The 19,928-nt window shown below is 73.1% G+C and carries 13 protein-coding genes and 1 pseudogene; 1 reads left to right on the top strand and 13 read right to left on the bottom strand.

Features of this window, described 5'->3' with window-relative positions:
• Window positions 1-8: 8 nt before the first annotated feature.
• The 9 genes and pseudogenes from NI17_RS06445 to NI17_RS06410 all read right to left on the bottom strand — a co-directional run bounded on the left by NI17_RS06445 (window position 9) and on the right by NI17_RS06410 (window position 12,737).
• Window positions 9-1,316, bottom strand: coding sequence for a DUF2637 domain-containing protein (locus NI17_RS06445; protein ID WP_243597643.1), 1,308 nt, complete (start codon window positions 1,314-1,316; stop codon window positions 9-11).
• 231 nt (window positions 1,317-1,547) lie between these two features.
• On the bottom strand, window positions 1,548-2,828 hold the full coding sequence (locus tag NI17_RS06440; RefSeq protein ID WP_199860155.1) for an ATP-binding cassette domain-containing protein: 1,281 nt from the start codon (window positions 2,826-2,828) through the stop codon (window positions 1,548-1,550).
• Window positions 2,829-2,897: 69 nt separating this feature from the next.
• Window positions 2,898-3,230, bottom strand: a complete 333-nt coding sequence (locus NI17_RS06435; protein WP_199860154.1) for an ATP-binding cassette domain-containing protein — start codon at window positions 3,228-3,230, stop codon at window positions 2,898-2,900.
• Window positions 3,231-3,326: 96 nt separating this feature from the next.
• Complete coding sequence (locus NI17_RS06430) at window positions 3,327-3,566, bottom strand: hypothetical protein (protein WP_243597642.1); 240 nt, start codon at window positions 3,564-3,566, stop codon at window positions 3,327-3,329.
• A 28-nt stretch (window positions 3,567-3,594) separates the two neighbouring features.
• Window positions 3,595-3,789: pseudogene (locus tag NI17_RS24625) on the bottom strand (alpha/beta hydrolase fold domain-containing protein); the annotation flags it as partial.
• 386 nt (window positions 3,790-4,175) lie between these two features.
• On the bottom strand, window positions 4,176-6,950 hold the full coding sequence (locus NI17_RS06425; protein ID WP_068693362.1) for a cellulose binding domain-containing protein: 2,775 nt from the start codon (window positions 6,948-6,950) through the stop codon (window positions 4,176-4,178).
• Between the two features lie 65 nt (window positions 6,951-7,015).
• A complete protein-coding gene (locus NI17_RS06420; RefSeq protein ID WP_068693360.1) occupies window positions 7,016-9,313 on the bottom strand; it encodes a TIM-barrel domain-containing protein in 2,298 nt (765 codons plus the stop codon).
• A gap of 169 nt (window positions 9,314-9,482) precedes the next feature.
• Window positions 9,483-10,394 carry a fructosamine kinase family protein gene (locus NI17_RS06415; protein WP_119267711.1) on the bottom strand — a complete coding sequence of 304 codons (912 nt, stop codon included), beginning with the start codon at window positions 10,392-10,394 and terminating at the stop codon, window positions 9,483-9,485.
• A gap of 78 nt (window positions 10,395-10,472) precedes the next feature.
• Window positions 10,473-12,737, bottom strand: coding sequence for a glycosyl hydrolase family 95 catalytic domain-containing protein (locus tag NI17_RS06410; protein ID WP_068693359.1), 2,265 nt, complete (start codon window positions 12,735-12,737; stop codon window positions 10,473-10,475).
• A gap of 79 nt (window positions 12,738-12,816) precedes the next feature.
• On the opposite strand from NI17_RS06410, the gene NI17_RS06405 reads away from it, so the two are divergent.
• Window positions 12,817-14,805, top strand: coding sequence for a beta-galactosidase (locus tag NI17_RS06405; RefSeq protein ID WP_068693358.1), 1,989 nt, complete (start codon window positions 12,817-12,819; stop codon window positions 14,803-14,805).
• A gap of 120 nt (window positions 14,806-14,925) precedes the next feature.
• Here the strand turns inward: NI17_RS06405 and NI17_RS06400 are convergent, their stop codons facing one another.
• Genes NI17_RS06400 through NI17_RS06385 form a run of 4 tightly spaced genes read right to left on the bottom strand, consistent with a single transcriptional unit; the run spans window position 14,926 to window position 19,710 of the window.
• Window positions 14,926-16,578: a glycoside hydrolase family 43 protein gene (locus NI17_RS06400; RefSeq protein ID WP_068693357.1), complete on the bottom strand. Its 1,653-nt coding sequence runs from the start codon at window positions 16,576-16,578 to the stop codon at window positions 14,926-14,928.
• Between the two features lie 56 nt (window positions 16,579-16,634).
• On the bottom strand, window positions 16,635-17,534 hold the full coding sequence (locus NI17_RS06395; protein ID WP_068693356.1) for a carbohydrate ABC transporter permease: 900 nt from the start codon (window positions 17,532-17,534) through the stop codon (window positions 16,635-16,637).
• Between the two features lie 2 nt (window positions 17,535-17,536).
• On the bottom strand, window positions 17,537-18,424 hold the full coding sequence (locus NI17_RS06390; RefSeq protein ID WP_068693350.1) for a carbohydrate ABC transporter permease: 888 nt from the start codon (window positions 18,422-18,424) through the stop codon (window positions 17,537-17,539).
• Window positions 18,421-19,710, bottom strand: coding sequence for an ABC transporter substrate-binding protein (locus NI17_RS06385; protein ID WP_068693349.1), 1,290 nt, complete (start codon window positions 19,708-19,710; stop codon window positions 18,421-18,423). Before NI17_RS06385 ends, NI17_RS06390 begins: the two co-directional genes overlap by 4 nt.
• Window positions 19,711-19,928: the final 218 nt, after the last annotated feature.

Here is a 19,928-nt window from a genome sequence, read left to right as displayed (position 1 = left end):
CCGGGGGCTCAGCGGCGTCCGCGGCCGCGGACGGGGCTGAGGTCGTTGCGGTAGCGGCGGGCGGTGCTGGGCGCCACCCCGATCGCACCGGCGATCTCCTCGTCGGTGATGTCGGGGACGGTGGCCAGCAGGTGCCGCACCCGCTGGCGCTTCTCGGCCACGCTCAACTGGCGGCTGCGGCTGGGGCCGCGGCGCGGCGGCGGCTCCGACTCCGCGGCCGCGGCGGGACGCTCCTCCGGGAGGGGGCGGCCGGTGGCCTCCGGTACGGGGTCGGTCTCGGGCGCGGCCACCGCGGGGGCGGTCGCGTCCGGGCCGGGCGGTCCGGCCGCGTCGTTCTTCTCGGCCACCGCGACCGCCGCTGCCACCTCCGCCTCTGCCGTCGCCGGGCCGGTGTCGCCTCCGTCGGCCAGCGCGGGGCGGCCGGTGGGGGCGGCCCGGACCTCGGTCACCGCATCGGCGGCCGGGTGGCCGCCGATGCGGTGGACCTCGTCGGCGGTCATGGCCACGCTGGCACCGGTGAGGGCGCGGGTGAGCGCGAAGGCGGTGTCGAGCTGGTGGCCGTTGTCGAGCATCCACTTGAGGTGGCGGGGGGTGGCCCGCCGCCAGGCGCGCCCGTAGTGGTGGCGCAGCATGGCGTAGGCGAGCTGGCGCTGCTGCTCGCGCTCCAGCGCGTCGGGATAGGAGGTGATGCCCCAGCCGAGCATGAGGCGGGCCACCTTCAGCGTGGAGACCGGGTGGGCGATCCACCGGCCCACCGGGATGCGGTCAGGAGCGTGGCCGTGGGCCAGGCCGGCGAGGTGGCGCACCCAGGCGGCCACGCCCTCGGCGATGAGGATGATCACCACCGGTGGTCCGGCGTGCCCGAGCGAGGAGGCGAGGCTGCCGTCGGTCTGGGCGACGTTGAGGATCACGGTGATGGCGGACAAGCCGTAGGCCGACCACCGGTTGAGCGGATGGCGCCGTCCCTGCCACTCCATGAGCAGGTCCATGGCCAGGAAGTAGACGATGACCGCGTCGATGCCGACGGGGAACAGGAAGCGCAGGTCGCCGCCGTTGATGGCGGTCAACTGGGTGTGCTCCAGCCAGCTCGCGGCCTCGTACAGCGCGGCATAACTCATGGTGAACGCCACGGTGATCAGCGCCAGCGCGCACGCGGCGATGGCGGCGGTGGCCACCAGGTAGCCGCCGTGCAGTCTCCCTTCCCGCACCGGGCGACGCCGCAACAGGGTCCGCAGACTCCACACCGCCAGCGCCACCACCACCAGCGCGGCCGCGGCGATCACCCACCACGGCACACCGGTCAACTCCTCGGGCATCGCGCACCAACTCCAGATCAGGGGGTCGGTGCCCGAGTCTGGCAGAATCCGGTCACGGCCCCGCCACGAACCGGCCCGATTCGGATGTGACCTGTCCTGCGGACAGCGGCCGACCGGTGGACACCGGCGGAACCGGGCGGCTGGACGAGCGAGCGGGAGCGCGGCGCCGTGGCCCCCGTCCACGGTGCGCGGAGCGGCCACCGCAGCGGCGGTGCGTCCCGGGGCCGCCCCTCACCCATCGACCAGCCGCGACACCCGGTGGTCGGCGCGGTGTTCGGTCTCCAGCCGCAGACGGCGGGTGAGGCGGATGCCCTCCAGCAGGGCGCGGTCGTGGGTGACCACGACCAGGGTGCCGCCGAAGGCGTCCAGCGCCTGGTGCAACTGCTCGATGGCGGCGAGGTCGAGGTGGTTGGTGGGCTCGTCCAGCACCAGGGTGTTGACGCCGCGGGCCATGAGCAGCGCGAGTCCGGCGCGGGTGTGCTCGCCCGGGGAGAGGCTGCGGGCGGGCCGGTCCAGGTCGTGGGCGGTCAGATCGAACTTGGCGAGCAGGGTGCGCGCCTCCTGCGGGGCCATCCCGGCGGCCCTCTCGAACCCCTCCAGCAGGGTGGGCGCGTCCCGGAACAGCGCCCGCGCCTGGTCGAGGGTGCCGAGCACCGTGCCCGCGCCGAGGATGACCTCGCCCTCCTCGGGGTCGGCGGCGCCCAGCAGCAGCGACAGCAGCGTGGTCTTGCCGCTGCCGTTGGGGCCCAGCAGCGCGACCCGGTCTCCCCAGACGATGTCCGCGTCCACCGGTCCCAGACGCAGGTCGCCGCGGCGAACGCGCACCCCGCGCATCCGGGCGACGAGGTCGCCGCCGCGCGGCGCGGCGGCGATGGCGTAGCGCAACTGCCACCCCTCGGCGGGCTGGTCGACCCGTTCCAGCCGGTTCAGGCGCTTCTCCAGGGCTTTTACGCCGTGCGCCAGGTTCTGGGCGCTCTCGCGGTTGGCGGCGCGGATGAACTTGTCGCCGTCACTGGCCCGGGTCTTGGCCCGTGCCGCGCCCTTGCGCGCCCACTCCTGGCTGCGGCGCACCATCCGGGTGAGGCGGTCGCGTTCGGCGACGTAGCGCTCGTGCCGCTCGTACTGGCGCTCCCGTGCGCGCCGCCGCGCCTCCAGGTAGTCGTCCCAGCTTCCCGGGTAGACCGCGGCGCGGTGGCTGAGGTGGTCCACCTCCACCACGTCGGTGACCGTGCGCTCCAGGAAGGCGCGGTCGTGGGAGACCACCACCAGGCCGGCCGGGGTCTCGGCGACGAACTCGTCCAGCCGGTCCTGGGCGGCGAAGTCCAGGTCGTTGGTGGGCTCGTCGAGCAGCAGGAAGTCGTGGCGCGACAGCGTCACGGCGGCCAGGCGCGCCCGCGCCAGCTCGCCGCCGCTCATCACCTCCATGGGGACGCCCAGCGCGCCCAGTCCCAGGCCGACCTCCTCGACCGCGCGGGCGAGGCGCGCCTCGAAGTCGCCCGCGCCCAACGCCACCAGCCGGTCCAGTGCCCGCTGGTAGGCGGCCTCGGCCCGCGCGTCGCGGGTGAGCTCCTCGGCGGCGCGCTACAACTGCGCCTCCGCCTCGGTGATGCCGCTGCGCCGGGCCAGGTAGCGCTCCAGCGTCTCACCCGGCCGGTTGTCGGGCTCCTGCGGCAGGTAGGCCACGGTCGCCTCGGCCGGACTGAGACGTACCGCGCCGCTGTCGGGCCGCTCCAGTCCGGCGAGGACGCGCAGCAGAGTGGTCTTTCCGGCGCCGTTGCGGCCGACGACACCCGTCCGCTGCCCCGCCGACACGGTGAACGACACGCCGTCCAGAACGGTCAGGGCGCCGTGGGACCTGGTGACGGAGTCGGCGACAAGCGCGGGACGACGCGAGGAAGAAGAGGAAGAAGTCATGGAAGCTGAGAACCCTCGCACACGGGTCGGGCGCCGGGCCACGCTCGCGGCGCCACGGGGTCACAACGGGTCTCAGTTCTTCATCGCACCCTGAAGCTAGCAGGGCGGCGGAGGACCGGCAAAGCATTTACCGCGCGACCGGACCACCCGGGCGGCGAGCATCTCGGCGGCGTCCACGGCCGCGTCGAAGCGGAGCGAGCGCATGGCGCCGAAGGAGCGCTGCGCACCGGGCAGCTCCGCGTAGACCACCGGGTCGGCCGAGACCTTCCGCAGCGCCGCGGCGAAGCGGCGGGCGCCCGCCGCCGGCACCACCGTGCCGTGGTCGCCGTGGACCACGAGGAGCGGCGGCGCGTCGGCGCGGATCCGCGCCGTGGGCGGCGCCGTGCTCGCGCTTCCAGGCCACTCCCTTCTTGGCGTCGGCCAGGTGCTCGGCGAAACCGGCCTCGGGACGCAGCCGGTAGTCGGCGCTGACGCACGCCCGCCCCGCGCGGCGAGCCGGTGCGGCAAGCGCCTCTCGGTCCCTGCGTCCGCCGACGTATCCGCCGCCATGCAGGTACACCAGCGTGGGGCGGCCGGGGGACGGCGGCGGTGCCGGTAGACGCCGAGCAGGTGGCGCCTCCCGGCGTCGCCGTAGGGGATGCCGACCACGCGTGCGACGTCGCGGGGGCGCACCGGCAGGGAGAGGGCCCGGCCCCTCGTCCGGGCGTGTCCCGCAACGCTTCCCGGCCCCACGGGCTGGGCTTGCACGACCCTCTCGGGCTGGGGCCGCACGGTCCCCTCTCCCCGAGGCCGCGGGGCTCCTCGGGAGTGCTCCTCGCCCCTGTCCTTCCCGGACGTGCGGGCGGCCCGCACCGGTCTTGGGGGTGCGGGCCGTCCGGGGTTCGGTAGTCGACGGGGTCCCGGCCCGCCCCGGGGCGGGGTGGAGGGGCGGACCGGGGGTTCAGGTCAGGAGGAGCACTCCTGGCCGTTGAGGGTGAACTCGGTCGGATCGGTGCCCGGGGCGGTGGAGCCGATGAAGCCGAAGCTCGCGGTCTCCCCGGGGGCGATGGTGCCGTTCCATCCGGCGTCGCGGGCGGCGATGTCGGGGCCGCTCTGGGTGATCTGGGCGTTCCACGACTGCGCGATCTGCTGGTTGCCGGGGAAGGTCCACTTCAGCTCCCAGCCGCTGATCGCGCTGTCGCCGGTGTTGGTGATCCGGACCTCGCCCTGGAAGCCGCTGCCCCACTGGCCGACCACCTGGTAGGACACCGCGCAGGAGGCGTCGCCCGGTCCCTCGGTGGGCTCTTCCGTGGGCTCCTCGGTCGGCTCCTCGGTCGGCTCCTCCGTGGGCTCCTCCGTCGGCTCCTCCGTGGGCTCCTCGGTCGGCTCCTCGGTGGGCTGCTCGGTCAGGTCGCCGACGACGACGCCGCGGCCATTGGTGCCGACGTAGACGCGTCCGTAGACGTCGGGGTCGCCGGTGATGGCCGCGCCCGTCCACGCCCACTGGTGCTGGTCGTCGTTGATGCGCGTCCAGGTCTGCCCGGCGTCGTCGGAGCGGAAGATGCCCCGCACCCCGTTGATCTTGGACGAGGTGTAGACCGCCGGGTAGTCCTCGCCCGGGGCCGCCTTGCCGAAGCCGACCACGTCGCCCTCGTCCACGTCGCTGAGGCGGGTGAACGTGGCGCCGGAGTCGGTGGAGCGCCACATGCCGTAGGTGCTGCCGGTGTCGCCGCCCGCCAGCCAGACGTCGCCCTCGTGGCCGGGCACCGCCGCGAAGCGGACGTTGCCCTGCGTGGGCAGCCCCGTGGCCGCGGACTCGGTGAACGTCGCACCGCCGTCGGTGCTGGTGTAGAACGTGCCGTCGGCGAAGGCGTAGAACCTGTCGGGGTCGACCCGGTCGGCCTCCACGCGCGCCCCGGCGGGAACGCCCGTCGACGCGGTCCACGACGAGCCCAGCGTGGTGGAGTAGTGCACGCCCGTGCCGTCGGGGCTCCACAGGATGCGCGAGCCGTCGGCGTTGACCGCCACGGTGCCCGCCCCGGTGACGCCCTCGGGCTCCTGGCCCGCCCACCAACTGGCCCCTCCGCTGGTGGAGATGCCGATGTGGGACTCCACCTCGCCGTCGACGGCCTCACCGACCCGGACCATGGTGTCGGGGGCCAGTTCGGCGTAGTCGACGCTGCGGGTGTTGCCGTGGAAGGGCGCGTCGAACATCGCGTCGGGGACGACGTCGATGTCCTCGTGCACGAAACCGCCGATGTCACCGAGCGCGGAGACCAGTTCGGTGTCGCCGGGCGGGGCGATCATGTCCTGCACGGCGGTCTCCTCGATGCCCTGGGCGCGGACCTCGATGTCGACGGTGCCGCCGGAGTCCCACGCGGTGAGGTTGTCGGTGCCGTAGACGGTGGCGCCGGTGCCGTACATCATGCGGTCGGAGTCGAACGGGTCGATCTCCATCGCCTGCGTCATCCAGCCGAGCTTGGGGCTGACCTCGGGAGGGTTGTCCTCGTTGTTGAAGTCCAGCCACGGCGCCCCGGAGATGTCGTGGTCGTAGCGCAGGACGCGTTCGGGGTAGCTGCCGAACTCCCAGATGCGGCTCCAGGTCTCGCCGCGGTCGGTGGAGCGCCACATCTGGATGTCGGGCCACCACAGCATCTGGCTGACCACCATGATCGTGTCGGGGTTCTGCCGGTCGATGGTCAGGCCGCTGAAGCCGTACTCGAAGCCGTCGGGGTCGACGGGCGTGATGTCGGTCCAGGTGTCGGCGGCGATGTCGTAGCGCCACACCTCACCGTCGGAGCCGTCGTAGGGGCCGCCGGTGTCGCTGGTGGCGATGTAGAGCAGCCCGTTGTCGTGGTCGAGCACGCCCTTCTGCGCCAGGAAGCCGGTGGGCTGGCCGGGGACGCGCTCCCAGCTCTGACCGCCGTCGGTGGAGCGGTAGACGGTGTTGTCCTTGTCGGCCACACCGACGTAGATGTCCTGGGTGACCTGGCCGGGGGAGGCGCTGGTGGGGTCGAAGGTCACCCACACCACGCCCTGGTTGTCGCCGGAGTAGCCGCCGACGTCGGAGGGGTCGGCGACGTAGTTGCCCGGGTTGGGGAAGTCGGTGACCTCGCTCCAGGTCGCGCCGTGGTCGGTGCTCCTCCACAGGCCGTGGCCGCTGGGCGCGCCGAAGTACAGCACGCTGTTGTCGTTGGGGTCGACGGCCAGCCGCTCCCCCATGCCGCGGCCGGGCATGTTGCCGCCCAGCTTGAACGGCAGTTCGGTGGTCTGCCAGGTCTCGCCGCGGTCGTCGGAGCGCTTGATCGCGCCGTTGCCCGGGTCCCAGTCGTTGGTGTAGGTGCCCACGGCCGCGTACACCCGGTCGGTGTCGACCGGGTCGGTGGCGATGCTGATGACGCCGCTGTGGCCCCAGTCGTCCCAGCCGACGTGGTCCAGCAGCGGGATCCACCGTTCGGTGTCGGGGTTCCAGCGGTAGGCGCCGCCGATGTCGGTGCGCGCGTAGATCAGGTCCGGCTCGCTCTGGTTGAACACGAGGCCGGGCACGAAACCGCCACCGACGATCTCGACGTTGCCCCAGGTGTAGCCGGTGTCGGCCGCGGCCGGGGTGGAGGAGGCGTTGACCGCGCCGAGCGCGGTCACGGTGGCCGCCGCCGCGACGCAGGCCAGGGCGCGGGCGAGGACGCCGCGTCTGACCCCGGGGGCGGGTGGGGATGGTGAGGTGTGGTCTGTCGTTGTCACTTCATGCTCCTGATGTGGGGGTGGAGCCTGCCCGGGACCTTCCCGGGCGGTGTGCGAACGGCCCCTCAGCGGTGCAGTTCCACCTGGTCGGGCGGGGTGAGCCCGTGAACGGGAACGATGTTGACACCGGTGATCGGGGCCGGGCCGTCCGCGGTGACGCGCAGGGTGTCGCCTTCGCGCACGGCGGTGACGACGGTGTCGCCGTCGACGTCGGTGAGGACGGTGCGCCGTCCCAGGCCGCCCCAACTGACGAGGGTGACCGGGGAGAACGGGCCGTCGGGGATGGTGGTGGCGGGCTCGGCCACGGGGATGAGCGCGCCCAGCCGCACGAACAGCGGGAACCGGTCCAGTGGGCTGTGCAGCCGCACCGACCGGCCGCCCTCGTGGAGGCGCCCGGTCCAGTGGTCCACCCACCGGCCGGGCGGCAGGTAGACGTCGCGCACCCCCTCGGGGCCGCAGACGGGGGCCACCAACAGGTCGGGGCCGAGCAGGTACTCCAGTTCGGCCTGCCAGGACAGCGGGTCGTCGGGGTAGTCGACGCACAGGGCGCGCATCATCGGGATGCCGGTGCGCGCGGAGAGCGCCGCCGCCGAGTACAGGTAGGGCATGAGCCGGTAGCGCAGTCGCAGCGCGTCGGCGGCCGCGGCCTCGGCCTCGGGGGCGAAGCGCCAGGGTTCGCGGGTGGTGGTGCCGTGGAAGCGCACCAGCGGGGAGAACGCGCCGAACTGGGACCAGCGCGCGTACAGGGCGGTGTCGGGGGTGCCGTTGAACCCTCCGGCGTCGTGGCTCCAGAACGGCACGCCGCTGAGGCCGTGGCTGAGTCCGGCGCGCAGGGTGGCGGCCATGGCGGGGAAGGTGCACTGGCTGTCGCCGCTCCACTGGGCGGAGTGGCGCTGTCCGCCCAGGTAGGAGGAGCGCGCCCACACCAGGTCGTATCCCCTCACCCGGCGGGTGGTCTCGGCGACGACGTCGTTGAACAGCAGCGTGTAGACGTTGTGCAGGTCGGTGCCGCTCATGCCGTTGGCGGCCACCGCGTCGGCGGGCACGCCCTCGCCGAAGTCGGTCTTGAACACCGCCACGCCCTGCTGGAGCAGCGGGCGCAGCCGGGAGGCGTACCAGTCGGCGGCCTCGGGGTTGGTGAAGTCGACGATGCCCACGGGCGGGTGGGAGCCGTGCCAGGCGTCGGCGACGTAGACGTCGCCGGAGGCGCGGCGCAGGAAGTAGCCGCGTTCGGCGGCGCGGGCGAAGTGCGGGCTGCGGTGGGAGATGTAGGGGTTGATCCACAGGCAGACGCGGAAGCCCATCTCGGCGAGGTCGGCCAGCATCCGCTCGGGGTCGGGGAAGGCGTCGCGGTCCCAGTCGAGGTCGGACCAGTGCCCCTCGGCCTGCCAGTAGCAGTCCAGGTGCAGGACGTCGCAGGGGATGCCGCGGGCGCGGATGGTGCGGGCGCGTTCCATGACGCGCTGCTGGGTGTCGTGGATGAACCCGGAGGAGATCCACGCGCCCAGCGCCCACTTGGGCGGCAGGGCGGGGCGGCAGGTGAGGGTGTTGAGGCGGTCGAGGATCTCGCGGGGGCCGGGTCCGGCGATGACGTGGTAGTCGAGCACGTCGTCGGGGACGAGCAGTTGCACGCAGCTGTGCGTGGACTGTCCCATGTCGAACTCGGCGGGGCTGCCGGTGTCGACGAGCAGGCCGTAGCCGCGGCTGGACACGTACAGCGGCACGTTCTTGTAGGCGCGGTCGGACTCGGCGCCGAAGGCGTCGAAGTTCCACATGCGTACGCGGCGGCCGCGCAGGTCGAACGGGGTGAAGCGTTCTCCGAGCCCGCCGAGGCGCTCGTCGGCGGCGAGTGCGAGGGAGTCGTGGTAGGCGGTGGTGCCGTCGACGGTGCTGCGGCCGAACGGCAGGGTGCGGCAGCGTCCGCTGATGTCGACGTGGCCGCGGTCCTGTTCGGTGAGCAGCCGCCCGGAGTCGTCGGTGAACCGCAGGTGCCAGGGGTCGAGGCTGATGTGGGCGCGCAGCGGGCCGCTGGCCACGACGACGTGGTCGCCGTCGACGGTGACGTCGGCGGTGGCGTCGGGGTCGGGGTGGACCATGGTGGTGGCGCGCGCGGCCCGGTTGACGGCGTCGGGGCGGGCGCTGAGGCGGACGCGGACGACGCCGGGGGCCGACGCGGTGACGCTGACGGAGAGGGACTCGCCCGCCGCGGTGGCGGCCTTGAGTTCGATCCCCTGACCGGTGGTCCCGACGACGTCGGCCCGGGTGACCGTCGAGGGGCCGGGGGCGTCGGGGTGGGGGACGGGCAGCGCCGGGGGGTCGGCGACGAAGCGCTCGTGGGGGACCATGGGCGGCCGGTAGAGCATGACGGCTCCTTGCGGGGGCGCGGACGACACTCCCGATTAGTTTGGCTTCCAAACGAACAAAAATCAACGTTCCGTGTGAAGAAGACCACGCATCGGGATCGGAGGGGCGGTGGACCGGCGTTCCCGCAGCGGTGCGGCCGGGGGTGCGGCCCCGGCACGGCGTCCGACCTCAGCCGCGGCGTCGGAACGGCGCGATCACCTCGCGGACCCGGTCGGCCGCGCCCCAGTGGTCGTCCCCGTGGGCGATGACGCACAGCAGTTCCCGCAGGTACAGCACTGGCAGCCGCTCCCGCCACCCCGGCTCGGGCCGGGCCGCCTCCTCATAGGCGGCGAAGAAGTGGTCGGACTCGGGCGGGCGAGGCGTGCACCACAGCATGCTGATGTCGGTCTCGGGCCAGTTGTAGGAGACCGCCGGGTCGACGAGCACCGGCTCCCCGCGCTCGTCGGCGATGATGTTGGTGGTCCACAGGTCGCCGTGGGTCAGCGACGCGGGGATGTCGGGGACGATCTCGGGCAGGCGCTCGCACAGTCGCTCCAGCGCGCGGCGGTCCTCGCGGTCGAACGCGGCCCGTACGTGCGGCTCGGGCAGCCAGCGCAGGATGCGGCGCCGGGCGTAGAACTCGTGACCGCTGTCGTGCCAGGTGTTGTCCTGGCGCATCCGCCCCAGCCAGCCGTCGCGGTGCCAGCCGAAGCGGTCGGTGACGGTGGTGGTGTGCAGGGCGGCCACCGCGCGACCGAGCCGCTCCCAGAACCGCGGGGTGTCGGGGCGGGGGCGCAGCGCCCGCAGCACGAGCACGTCCGGTGCGACCCGCACCGCCTCGGGGGTGGCGACGCCGCCGAGGTCGCGCAGCGCCGCCAGGCCCTCGGCCTCGACCTCGAACAGGTCGGGCCCCGGCACCGGGGTCAGCGTCTTGGCGAACACCTCGGAGCCGTCGCTGAGGGTGGCGATCCGCGCGACGGCCGCCATGCCGCCCGTGACGGGCCGCAGCGAGCGCACCTCCAGGCCCGCCGCAGCCAGGCGGCGGGCCAGCAGCGCGTCGGTGTCGGGAGCGGCGGGGCGGGGGGAGGACTGGTCGGTCATGGTGCTCTCTCCGTTCCTCGGGGAGCGGAGAGACTACCGACCTGGAGCGTGCTCCAGGCAAGAGGGCTGCCGCCCCGCTCACCGCCGCGGCGCCAGCGCGGCCTCCACCGTCTCCGTGCGCCCCGGCACCAGGTCCAGACGCCGCACCGTGCCGTCGGGCAGGCCCACGCGTACCCGGACGGACGCACGCGCGCCCACCTCGGCGCGCATCCGACCGCCCTCCCACTCCAGGCGGTCCACGACGACGCCGCCGCGCGCGCACAATCCGTGCGCCTCCCCCTCGGTCCACGGGGCGGGCAGGGCGGGCAGCAGGTCCACTCGCCCCTCGCGGGAGCGCAGCAGCATGGCCGCCACCACCGCCGCGAACCCGCCGCAGATGTCGGTGTTGAACAGCGCGCCCCGGTTGTGGGTGGACACCAGGGTGGGCCGCCAGTAGCGGGTGGCCATGAGCCGCAGCGCCTGGTGGGCCTCGTCGGCCAACCCCAGGTGGGCCGCCGCCAGTCCGAGCTGGACCAGGCCGAACGCCATCTCGTCCGCGTCCGAGGAGCGCCACCAGGCCAGCCGCGCGCGCACGGCGCGCACCGCCGACGCGCGCAGGGCGGGATCGGCGAACGCCGGGTCGCCCTCGTACCAGAACGGAAACAGGTGGGAGGCGTGCCGGTGGGCGTGGTGGTCGGCCTGCTCCAGCGGCCCGGCCGCGCTCGCCCACTCGGCCAGCTCCCCGGCGGGCGAGACCCGGTAGCCGGGCAGCCGCGCGGCCAGCGCCGCCCAGCGCCGCGCCCCGGGAAGCCCGAGTACGCGGTGGGCGCGCAGCAGGTTGCGGAGCAGGTCGCGCACCGCGGCGACGTCCATGGTGGCGTTGACGCAGGCCTGGGAGTCGGAGTCGGCGGGGGTGTTCTCCGGCGAGTAGGACGGCACGAACCCGTCGTCGGAGACGAAGTCCTCGTGGAACTCGGCGGCGGCGCGCAGGAACGGCAGCGCCCGCTCGCGCAGGAAGGCGACATCCCGGGTGTGGCTGTAGTGGTCCCAGTACAGCCGGGCCAGCCAGGCCGCGCCGGCGGTCCACAGGGTCAGACACCACTCGGGGCCGAAGTGGTTGTGGCGGCCGTGGGTGGACACGTGCGCGGGCACCAGCAGGCCGCGGCAGCCGTAGAGGCGCCGGGCGTTGTCGGCGAAGTCGCCGCGCAGCGAGTCGAGCAGGTCGAACACCGGCAGCATCAGTTCGGCGGCGCCCAGGGGGTACAGGGCGGCCACCGCGGAGGCGAGGTTGCCGTCGAGGGTGTAGCCGGAGCTCCACGGCGGCGAGTGGGCGCCGCTCCACACCCCCTGCAGGGTGGGGGGCAGTTCACCGGTGGCGCACACGATCGCGTAGTGGCCCGCGTCGACGAGGCGTTCGACGAGTTCGGGGCGGGGTCCGGCGGCCAGCAGCTCCTCCCCCCACACGGGGGCGCTGTCGGCGCGCCCGCGCGGGGTCAGCCGGACGCGGGCGCGGCTCACCAGGTCGGCGTGGCGGGGCACGTGCCGCTCCAGCAGTGCGGTGAAGTCGGGTTCCAGCTCCTCCAGGGCGGCGTCGGCCTCGGGGGCGCCTCCGGTACGGGAGAGCGTGGTGCGGGCCAGCACCACCACCTCGGGCGCGCCCCGCACGCGCAGCCGCCCCGGTCCGTCCACGCTGACCCGCCCGCCGGGGGCGCAGACGCGGCAGGTCAGCACATATCCGGTGGGTGTGTTCGGCCGGGGGCGGGTGAAGGCGACGCGCAGCGCCAGCGTGTGGGGGCCGCTGGTGAGGACCGTGTCGGCCGGGGTGGGCGGCTCGCCGGGAAGCGGCCCCAGCGCGAGGACGCCGTCGACGCCGCCCGGAGCGCGCAGGCGCAGCGCCACGACGTCGTCGGCGCGGGAGGCGAAGACCTCGTGGACGAGGCCTCCGGGCAGTTCCTCGCGCACCACGGCGGTGGCGTACTCGCAGTGGCGCGCCAGGCTCCCCCACCCGGGTCGGGCGGGGGTGAAGGTCAGGGTGCCCGCGCCGGTGAGCGGGTCGATCCAGCGGGTGCGGGCGTAGCCGGGGTGTTCGGCGCGCGCGAGTTCGACGACGCGTTCGGCGGCGGCGCGGGGCCGCCCCGAGCGCAGCAGGGCGCGCAGTTCGGCCAGGGCGGGCGCGGTGTGCGGGGCGGGCAGCGGCTCCTCCAGCGGCCAGAACAGCCGTTCGTGGCCGAGGGTGAGGCGCACCTGGGTCTGCACGGCGTGCACCAGTGCGCCCTGGCGGCCGTTGCCGGTGACCAGGGCCTCCTCCCAGGAGGCGGCGGGCAGGCGGGTGGAGATCCCGTCGGGCGGTGCGGGTCGGGCCATGGCTGCTCCCTTGTGCCGGGCGTCCGAAACGGAATAATTAGTTTGTTTGGTAGCCAAAATAAAAGCAAGGAGGGCGGACGTGCCCGCTCCGACGTCCCTGTGGTTCGGCGGCGACTACAACCCCGAGCAGTGGCCCGAGACGGTGTGGGCCGAGGACATGCGGCTCATGCGCGAGGCCGGGGTCACCCTGGTCACCGTCGGCGTGTTCTCCTGGAGCCTGCTGGAACCCGAGGAGGGGACCTACGACTTCGCGTGGCTGGACCGCGTCCTGGACCTGCTGCACCGCAACGGGATCGGCGCGGCCCTGGCCACCCCCACCGCCTCTCCCCCGCCCTGGTTCACCCTGGCCCACCCCGACGCCATGCCGGTGACCGCCGACGGCGTGCGGCTGACCCACGGCAGCCGCGACACCTACGACGTGTGCGCCCCCGCCTACCGGGAGGCCTGCCTGCGGATCACACGGGAACTCGCGCGGCGCTACGCCCACCACCCCGCCCTGGTGATGTGGCACGTCCACAACGAGTACGGCACCCACACCCACAGCGCCCACGCCGCCCGCGCCTTCCGCGACTGGCTGCGCGACCGCCACGGCACCCTGGAGGCGCTCAACGACGCCTGGACCACCGCCTTCTGGAGCCAGCGCTACTCGGCCTGGGAGCAGGTCCAGCCGCCCCGCGCCACCCAGTACCTGCCCAACCCCGCCCACCTCCTGGACTTCCGCCGCTTCCTGGCCGACGCGATGCGCGCCCACTACCGGGCCCAGCGCGACGTGCTGCGCGCCGCCAACCCGGCCGTCCCGGTCACCACCAACCTCGCGTTCGGCTCCTGGGTGCCGGTCAACCCGTGGACGTGGGACGGCGACCTCGACCTGGTGGCCGTGGACGTCTACCCCGACTCCACCGGCGCGGGCGCCGCCCACCAGCACGCCTTCGCCGCCGACCTGGCCCGCTCCTGGGGCGGGCGGCGGCCCTGGCTGCTGATGGAGCAGGCCACCGGGCACCTCGGGAACCGCGTGCGCCCCAAGGCCCCCGGCGAGATCATCCGGCACAGCCTCACCCACGTGGCCCGCGGCTCACGCGGCGCGATGTTCTTCCAGTGGCGGGCCTCGCGCGGCGGCGCCGAGCAGTGGCACCCGGCGATGCTGCCGCACGCCGGCGCCGACAGCCCGGTCTTCTCCGAGGTGCGCGAACTGGGCGCGCTGCTGGGCCGCCTGGCCGACGTCCGCGACGCCGAGGTGGTCGAGGACGCGGCCGTGGTGTGGGACCCCGAGTGCTGGTGGGCGCTGCAGGCCCCCGCCCTGCCCGCCCCCGACCTCGACTACCCCGCCGCGGTCCGCCAGGTCCACCGGGCGCTGTGGCGCCAGGGCCGCACCGTCGCCTTCGCCTCCCCCCACGCGCCCCTGCCCGACCTTCCGCTGCTGGTCGTGCCCATGCTGTACGTGACCTCCGACGCCACGGCGCGGGCCCTGGCCGCCCACGTCGAACGCGGTGGCGTCCTGGTGGCCACCTACCTCAGCGGCACCGCCGACGAGCACGCGCGGGTGCGCACCGGCGGCTACCCGGGCGCGCTGCGCGACCTGCTGGGCGTGCGCGCCCTGCAGTACCACCCGCTGGACGCGGCGGAGCAGGTGGCCGTACGCGCGGCCGACGGCACCGACTACGGGCGGGCCCGCGCCTGGAGCGAACACCTGCGCGTCGACGACGCCCGCGTCGAGGCCTCCTACGTCGGCGGCCCGCTCGACGGCCTGCCCGCGATCACCCGCGCCGACCGGGGAGCCGGACAGGCCTGGTACGTCTCCTGCGACCTGGACGACGCGGCCCTGGGCGCGGTTCTCGCCCGGGCGTGCGCCCCCCGGCGCCCCGCCCCGCCTCCCGGCGTCGAGGTGGTGCGCCGCACCGCCGGTGACGAGTCGTGGGTCTTCGTCCTCAACCACGCGGAGCGCGCCGTGTCGGCCTCCGAGTTGGGTCTCGCGGAGGACGGACACGACGCGCTCCGGGGCACCCCGGCCGCTGGGAGGAGGGTGGCGGCCGGAGGGTGCGCGGCCGTCCGCGTGCCGCGTCGGCCGTGATCCGGCGGGATCACGGCCGACGCTCTCCCGAGCCCGGGAGGGGGACCGGGGCATCGGGAGGGACCGCGGACGGTCCGGCCCGGCACACCCGGGAGGAGCAGGGTGTGCCGGCCCCCGACCTCAGGAGGGGGACTGAGGCCGGTAGGAACAGGAGTCGAAGTCGGCGGGCAGTCCCGCGCCGGTCATGTCGTGCGCCCACAGTCCCAGGAACGCCCCGGTGAAGCCCCACATGGTGGGCGTGTTGCCGAAGCGCTCCTCGGCGTACTCGTCGGACAGGAGGCTCATGTCCAGCCGCACCCCCATGTCGGCCCAGGTGCTGCCGTCGGAGGAGACCGCGAAGCTCAGGTCGACCCCGTCGACGGCGGCGCGCAGGAACACCCGCGGCCAGCCCTCGACGCTGATGCGCCGTCCCACCTCGCTGATGCAGCCCCGGTCGCTGGTGAGCACACCCGCGAACACACCGCCGCGGTCGTCGCGGTTGACGTACAGGTAGTGCCACTGGCGGGTGTTGTAGTAGGCGGTGATCCCGGCCATCTGCCGGAAGTCCTCGGGGGCGAACTCCATGGCGGCCTCGAACACGCACGCGCGGTGCTGCAGCCGACGGGCCACCAGGCTGGGCTTGTGCAGCCCCGAGGGCGACTGGCCGCCGCGGACGCGCAGGAAGCCGGGCCGCTCCGTCAGCGACACCCAGGAGGGGTCGACGGGGCGGCGCAGCGTGCTCCACTCGGGACGCAGTTCGGCGTCGTCGAAGTCGTCGGTCTCGGGAGCCTGCGGCCACGGGTGCGCGGCCAGGCCGCGCGGCCCCGGCACCTCCGGCAGCGGCTCGGCGTTGTGGACCCGAGGCCACCCGTCCCGCGTCCACTCCACCTTCTGCAGCGCGGTCTCCCGGCCCAGCACGCACCGGCCGACGGGCGGCAGCGGACGGCCGGTCAGGTGCGCCAGGTACCACTCGCCGTGCTGGGTCTCCACCATGCTGGCGTGCCCGGCCTTCTGCAGCACCGCCTCGGGCACGTGCCGCGAGGTCAGCGTCGGCCCGGCCGGATCCACCTCGTAGGGGCCGGTGACCGAACGGGAGCGCGCCACCGTGACCTGGTGCTCCCACTTGGTGCCGCCCTCGGCGGTCATCAGGTAGTACCAGTCGCCGCGCTTGTAGATGTGGGGCGCCTCGGTCACCCCGACCTCGGTGCCGGTGAAGATGATCCGCGGCTCGCCGACCAGTTTCATGTCGCGCACCGAGAACTCCTGGGCGACGATGCCGCCGAACGCGTCGTGCCCGGGACGCCAGTCCATGGCGGTGCTGAGCATCCAGGTGCGCCCGTCGTCGTCATGGAACAGCGACGGGTCGAAGCCGCGCGCGTGCAGCGGAACCGGGTCCGACCAGGGGCCGGTGATGTCGGGGGCGGTGGTGACGTAGTTGGGGCTGTCCCAGAAGTTGCCGCTGTAGCTCTCGACGTTGGTGTAGATGAGGAAGAACAGGCCGTCGCGGTGGGACAGGGCCGGCGCCCACACCCCGGCGGAGTCGCGCCGTCCGGTCAGGTCCAGCAGCCGGGTCTCGGTCAGCGCCCCGCCCAGGGAGCGCCAGTGCACCAGGTCACGGGAGTGGTGCAGGGTGACCCCGGGATACCACTCGAACGTGGAGGTCGCCATGTAGTAGTCGTCGTCCACGCGCAGAATCGAGGGGTCGGGATAGAAGCCGGTCAGCACCGGGTTGCGGATGGTGCCCGACCGCGGTTCCTCGCGGACCGGGGAGGACGTGACTCGGGGAGACGTCATGACTGCCTTTCTGGCTTGGGCCGGGGTCTCCGGCGGGCGCGAAGGTCGGTGGCGGCTTACTTGCCGGCTCCGGCGGCCAGACCGCCGAGCAGCTGTCTTCGACCGAACAGGTACAGGGCCAGCACCGGGAGCGCCGACAGCACCACGGCCGCCATCAGGCCGGGAACGTCGGTGCCGTACTGGGTCTGGAACTCCCACAGCCCCAGCGGCAGCACCCGGGTCGCCTCGCTCTGCGTCAGCACCAGGGGGAACAGGAAGTTGTTCCAGGCGTTGAGCCCCACGAAGATCGCCACGGTGACCACACCGGACCGGGACAGGGGAAGCACCAGACGCCAGAACGTCTGGAAGTTGCTCGCGCCGTCCAGGGCCATCGCCTCGTACAGGGAGGAGGGCACGTCGCGCAGCGAACTGGTGAGCACGACGATGGACACCGGCAGGGTGAACGCCGCCGTGGGCAGGATGATGGCGGTGAGCGAGTCGTACAGGTTCAGTCGCGTGATGAGCAGGTAGATCGGGATGATCACCGCCTGGGCGGGCACCGCCAGGCCCAGCAGGAACAGCAGGAACCCGACGCGCACCACGCGGCTCCTGCTGCGCACGATGGCGAACGCCGCGGGCAGGGCCACCGCGAGCACGAGCGCGATCGCGCCGATCGCCACGATGAGGCTGTTGGTCAGGAACCGCAGGAAGCCGACCTCGAAGGCGCGCAGGTAGTTGTCGAGGGTGATCTCGTCGGGGATCGACAGCGGCCCGTCGGTGAGGTAGTCGCCCGACCCGCGCAGGCTGGTGGCGACCAGGAAGTACAGGGGCACGAGCACGAGGACCAGCCACACGGCCGCGCCGACGCCCGCCCCGTAGGCGGGCCGGGAGGCGCGTCCGCGGCGGCGGCGTCGCGGGGGTTGCGGTGCGGTGCGGGTGACCTGCTCACGCACCGGCCGGGCGGTGATGGTCGACATCGTCAGGCTCCTTCCCGCTGACTGGTCATCTGCGCGTATCCGCTGACCCGCACCACCAGCAGCGACAGGCCGGTGCCGATGGCCACCAGCAGGACCGCGATGGCACTGGCGTATCCCATCTCGAACGCGGAGAAGCCCTGCAGGTACATGTGCAGCGGCAGGATGCGGGTCGCGGTTCCGGGACCGCCTCCGGTCAGCAGCAGGACGGTCTCGAAGTAGGTCATCGAGCCGACGAGGATGAGTACGGAGGAGGCGATGATGGTGTGGCGCAGCTGCGGGACGGTGATGCGCCAGAAGCGCTGCAGGGGACCGGCGCCGTCGATCTCGGCCGCCTCGTACAGCGACGCGGGGATCTGCTTGGCGGCGGCCTGGTAGAGCAGCATGTGGAACGGCAGGAACTGCCACAGCAGCACGAACACGATCGCGTACAGCGCCAGCCTCGGGTGGCCCAGCACGTTGGCGCTGGTGCCGGTGAGCTCGGCCCACTGGGCGGGGACCCCGAAGGTGGGGTCCAGCAGCGCCTGCCAGATCAGGGCGATCGCGGCGGTGGACAGCAGCAGCGGCAGGAAGAACACCGTGCTGACCACGGCGCGCACACGCTGGGGACCGGCCGCCCACGCCCCGAAGGCCAGGGCCAGCGGGGTCTGGGTGGCCCAGGTCAGCACGGTCAGCGCCAGCGTGATCAGCAGCCCCGATCCGACGTGGGTGTCGGAGGGCAGCGTCCGCCAGTTGGTCAGGCCCGTCCACTCCGGCGACCCCAGACCGTTCCAGCTGGTGAAGCTGAGTCCCGCCACGATGACGATCGGGGCGAGCCCGAACAGGCCGAAGAAGAGGAGAGCGGGAGCGGCCCAGAAGACTCCGGGCCGCTGCGCTCGGGTGGCCGAGGTCACTGGGTGGCCTCCATGGCCTCGGCGAACTCCTCGGGAGTCATGTCGCCCAGGAACACCAGCTGCAGGTTGGTCAGCATCGTCTCGGCCGCGGCCGGGTCGATCGCCTGGTCCCAGGACTGGGTGAAGCTGGGAGCCTCCGAGACCAGTTCGTAGGTGAAGGTGGTGAACTCGGCGTGGTCGGTCTCGGCGAGCTGGTCCTCGATCCCGGCGACCGCGGGGACGTGACCGATGTCGACGAGGTCCTCGACGTAGGAGTCGGAGGCGAGGGTGTCGACGAGGAAGTCGATCGCCTCCTCGGTGTTGGCGCTGTCGGAGTTGACGGAGAAGTAGTTGCTGGGGTTGCCCACGATCGCGGCGGGGTCACCCTCGCCGCCCTCCAGCGCGGGGAAGGCGGTGAAGCCGAGGTCGCCGTTCTCCACGAACTCGGGGTTGTTCTCGATCTGGTTCGACAGCTCCCAGGTGCCCATGAGGAACATGGCGCCCTTGCCGCTGGCCAGCACGGTGGAGGCGCTGGCGTTGTCGTAGGTGAGGGAGGAGTAGTTGTCGCCGAAGGCGCCGCGCTCCACCAGCTCCTGGCACATCTCCAGGGCCTCGATCATGGCCGGGTCGCTCCAGGCGCCCTCCTCGCCGTCGACGATGGCCTGGAACACGTCGGCGCCGCCGACGCGGTCCACCAGGTACTCCAGCCACATCAGCTCGGTCCAGGCCTGCGAGCCGGGCAGGACGACGGGGGTGACGCCCTCCTCCTTGAAGGTGTCGACGAGGTCGAGGAGGTCCTCGTAGGTGGCGGGGGGCTCCACACCGGCGTCCTCGAAGACCTGCTTGTTGTAGAAGAGCACGACCGGGAGCACGCCCTGCATCGGCAGGCCGTAGTAGCGTCCGTCGATCTGGGCCACGTCCAGGACGCTGGGCAGGAAGGCGTCGCGGACCTCGGGGTTGGCCTCCAGGGTGTCGGTCAGGTCGACCACCTGGCCCTCGTCGACGTACTGGGCGAGGTTGCCGCCGCCCCAGTTGAAGAAGATGTCGGGGGCGTTGGGCGAGCCGAGGGCGACCTGGATGCGCTGCTTGTAGGAGTCGTTGACGTAGGTGACGAGCTCACCGGAGGTCTCGTGGGCGTCAAGCGCCGACTCCACGACCGGGTTGACCGTGGCGTCCTCGACCATCCAGACCTCGATGCCGCCGTCGTCGGACGCTCCGGGGCCGGAGGTTCCGCAGGCGGTGGTGAGGCCGAGCGCGAGCGCCACGAAGGCGCTGCCGATCGCGTGGGGCCGGGATATGCGTCTCATGAGCGGGACACCGTCCTCGGGGATATCAGGTGGGGTCAGTAACGACAGCGACCGAACTCCGAAATTTTTCGGAAGTTTTCGGGATAGAGACGCTAAGTGTGTCGAAAATCTCCGTCAACCCCCTTGGTGTCTCAGTCGGGTAACGGAGGTCACACTACTTGCGGAATCCGCAGTTCTACAAGCCCTCGACCGATACAGAACAGCCTCCCGAAAGTTAT

It is taken from the genome of Thermobifida halotolerans (assembly GCF_003574835.2).
In the GTDB taxonomy this organism is placed as follows: Bacteria; Actinomycetota; Actinomycetes; order Streptosporangiales; family Streptosporangiaceae; genus Thermobifida; species Thermobifida halotolerans.
This window is presented reverse-complemented; position numbering and strand designations above follow the sequence as displayed.

What these genes read in the sequence shown, in the direction of transcription:
- NI17_RS06385 (WP_068693349.1), bottom strand. Translation starts at nt 19,710, where the DNA reads ATGAGACGCATATCCCGGCCCCACGCGATCGGCAGCGCCTTCGTGGCG.
- NI17_RS06410 (WP_068693359.1), bottom strand. Translation starts at nt 12,737, where the DNA reads ATGGCCCGACCCGCACCGCCCGACGGGATCTCCACCCGCCTGCCCGCC.
- NI17_RS06400 (WP_068693357.1), bottom strand. Translation starts at nt 16,578, where the DNA reads ATGACGTCTCCCCGAGTCACGTCCTCCCCGGTCCGCGAGGAACCGCGG.
- NI17_RS06395 (WP_068693356.1), bottom strand. Translation starts at nt 17,534, where the DNA reads ATGTCGACCATCACCGCCCGGCCGGTGCGTGAGCAGGTCACCCGCACC.
- NI17_RS06445 (WP_243597643.1), bottom strand. Translation starts at nt 1,316, where the DNA reads ATGCCCGAGGAGTTGACCGGTGTGCCGTGGTGGGTGATCGCCGCGGCC.
- NI17_RS06415 (WP_119267711.1), bottom strand. Translation starts at nt 10,394, where the DNA reads ATGACCGACCAGTCCTCCCCCCGCCCCGCCGCTCCCGACACCGACGCG.
- NI17_RS06420 (WP_068693360.1), bottom strand. Translation starts at nt 9,313, where the DNA reads ATGCTCTACCGGCCGCCCATGGTCCCCCACGAGCGCTTCGTCGCCGAC.
- NI17_RS06435 (WP_199860154.1), bottom strand. Translation starts at nt 3,230, where the DNA reads ATGACTTCTTCCTCTTCTTCCTCGCGTCGTCCCGCGCTTGTCGCCGAC.